The sequence below is a fragment of the Sphingomonas bacterium genome (genome assembly GCF_903643065.1).
Taxonomy (GTDB): domain Bacteria; phylum Pseudomonadota; class Alphaproteobacteria; order Sphingomonadales; family Sphingomonadaceae; genus Sphingomonas.
This window is the reverse complement of the sequence record NZ_CAHJWX010000446.1, coordinates 1-2,687: the sequence shown is the minus strand read 5'-3', so window position 1 is coordinate 2,687 and position 2,687 is coordinate 1. Positions and strand designations below refer to the sequence as shown.

Below are 2,687 nucleotides of genomic sequence, written 5' to 3'. Positions count from 1 at the left end.
CGCCGCCTCCGCAGCCGACGGCCCGGGGCAGGGCGGCCAGCCCTCGACGAGGTCGCCGACGACCGCGACAGTGCGCAGGCGCGTGAGGGCGGCGGGACGCGGGCCTGACATGAATGGCGCTGTCGTTCAGCCGGCGCCGATACGCAAGCGGCGGGCATGCGCTTGGCTTTGCCGGGGGCCATGGCCATAGTCGCTCCGGCACCCTGAGGTGCGAGGAGGGCCGATGCCCGATACCGCCTTGCCGGTCGACACTTCCGCCGCGCTGGCGGCGGCGGTCGCGACGATGCGGCGGGGGACGGCGTTTCTTGGCGGCGGGCTGTCGCGCAGCGGGGGAGCGCCGGTGGGCGCGAGCTATCGCGCCCGGCTCGCGGGCAACGGGCTGCGCGAGCTCGACCGTTTCCTCAACCTGCTGATCGATGCGGCGCTGGAGGCGGGCGGCGGCGATGCGCGCCCGCGCCAGGCGAACACCGCCGCCAAGTATCGCGCGATCGCGCCCGGCGACCGGCGGGGCGTCGCGGATCACCGGCGGCTGCTGGCGCTCGGGCGGTCGCGGGCGTGCCTGTTCTATTGCGACGGCGTGGTCCGGCGACCGGACCGGCGCGGGGGCGCCACGATGACGCTGGGCTGGCCCGGCGCCGACGGACGCCTGGAGGTGAGGCGCCTTGGCGAGCAGCTATGGCTGGATGCGGCGGATCTCGGCGACATCGCGCGCTTCTACCGGCGGCTGGCGGACCGGATCGGCGGCTGACGCACCCGCGACGGCTGCGCGTCGGTCCCGGCCGGCCGCGGTGGCGGCGGGAACATGGCCGGTGGCCGGCCTCACCTGCACCGCGGTCCGGCGAGAGCTTCGAACGCGCTTGCCACGTGACGTGCGGAGAACGGCTTCACCAGGATGCGATCGGGCGCCCGGCACGGCTCGCAGGCGGCGGGCGTCGCGGTGATGAACAGGGTCGGGATCGCGCCGTGCACCGACCGGATCGCCGCGACCGCCGCCGGCCCGGTGCCTTCCAGCAGCATCACGTCGGACGATATGAACTCTGGACGGCAGGCATTGGCGGCGGCGATCGCCTCCGCCTGAGTGGTCGCGATCGTCGCGGATGTCGCGCCGGCCTGCAACAGCACATCCTCGATCATCATCGCGACCAGCGGCTCGTCTTCGATTATCAGGACATGGCACATGGATATTGTCCGAATATACTGCTTCCTATCAACATCTCCCGTTACAGATCGGACCCAATAAAAGAAGGAGGAGTTGTGCCAAAACAGGTTAAGGCGGCGTCATGATCGCGGGTGGCGCCAGCCCGCGCGCACGCAGCAGCGCGCCCTCGTCCGGCGCCCGGCCGCGAAAGGCGACGAACGAGGCCATCGGATCGCGCGTGTCGCCCCGCGCCAGCACCTCGCGCCGCAACCGGTCGGCGAGCGCCGGATCGAACGGCCCCGCCTCGCTGAACCCCTCCCAGGCGTCCGCGTCCAGCACTTCTGCCCACAGGTAGCTGTAATACTGGCTGGCATAGCCGCCGTCGAAGACGTGGGTGAAGTGCGTCAGCCCGTGCCGGGGCGCGATCGTCGCCGGCAGCCCGATCTGCGCCAGCAGCCCGGATACATGGGCGAACGGGTCGGCGACACCCGGTTCGCGATGCAGCGCGAGGTCGGGGATGGCGGAGGCCAGGAACTCGACCGTCGCGAACCCCTCGCCGAACGCATCCGCCCGGCCGATCGCGGCGATCAGCGGCGCCGGCACGCCGAGCGTCCCCAGCACCTCGGGCGCGACGATCCAGTGCTCCATCAGCTTGCTGGGGAACTCGACGAAGTCGCGGCTGACGGCGGTACCCGACTGGCCGGGATAGACGACGTCGGACAGCAGCGCGTGCAGCGCATGGCCGAACTCGTGGAACAGCGTGCGCGCCTCGTCGATCGACAGCCCGGCGGGAGCGCCCGGCTCTCCGCCCGCGAAATTGGCGACGGTATAGACGATGGGCGTCGTCACCGACGCGCCGAGCGCCTCCTGCACCCGCAGCGAGCCCATCCACGCGCCGCCATGCTTTTCCGGCCGGGCGACATAGTCGGTGTAGAGCAGGCCGCGGTGGCTGCCGTCGGCGTCGCTGACCGCCCAGGCATCGACGTCCCGATGCCAGCCGGGCAGGTCGGCGCGGGCGGCGAAGCCCAGCCCGTAGAGCCGGCCGGCGACGGCGAACGCCGCATTGCGCACCCGGTCCAGCGTCAGGAACGCGCGCACCGCGCCGCCGTCGAGCGCATAGCGGTCGCGCCGCACCTGCTCGGCGTAGAAGCGCCAGTCCCACGCCGCGAGCGTCACGCCGTCCGCGTCGGCCAGCGCCTGGAGCGTCGCCTGTTCCTCGCCGGCGCGGGCGAGCGCCGGCGTCCACACGCGCATCATCAGCGCCGCGGCCGCCCCGGGCGTCGCCGCCATCGTGTCGGCGAGCGCGTGATCGGCATAGCTCGGGTGGCCGAGCAGCGCCGCCTGCTCCTGCCGCAACGCCAGGATCGCGGCGACCAGCGGGCGGTTGTCGTGCCCGCCGCCATCCGCGCGGGTCGTGAACGCACGCCACACCGCCTCGCGCAGGGACCGCCGGGGCGAGAAGGCGAGGAACCCCTCGACATCGCCGCGATCGAGCGTCAGCAGGTGGCCGTCGACCCCCGCCGCCGCCGCCCGCCGCGCGGTGGCGGCC

General features: G+C 73.1%; 3 protein-coding genes. 1 reads left to right on the top strand and 2 read right to left on the bottom strand.

The window, feature by feature from the left end; translation table 11 throughout:
* Positions 1–223 precede the first annotated feature (223 nt).
* Positions 224–748, top strand: a complete 525-nt coding sequence (locus tag HUU95_RS13680) for a hypothetical protein (RefSeq protein WP_174280608.1) — start codon at positions 224–226, stop codon at positions 746–748.
* A gap of 71 nt (positions 749–819) precedes the next feature.
* Here the strand turns inward: HUU95_RS13680 and HUU95_RS13675 are convergent, their stop codons facing one another.
* The gene (locus tag HUU95_RS13675) at positions 820–1,179 is read right to left on the bottom strand and encodes a response regulator (RefSeq protein WP_174280607.1); all 360 of its coding nucleotides are present in this window, start codon (positions 1,177–1,179) and stop codon (positions 820–822) included.
* 88 nt (positions 1,180–1,267) lie between these two features.
* The coding region (locus HUU95_RS13670; protein WP_174280606.1) for a M3 family metallopeptidase at positions 1,268–2,687 on the bottom strand (1,420 nt) is incomplete at its 5' end.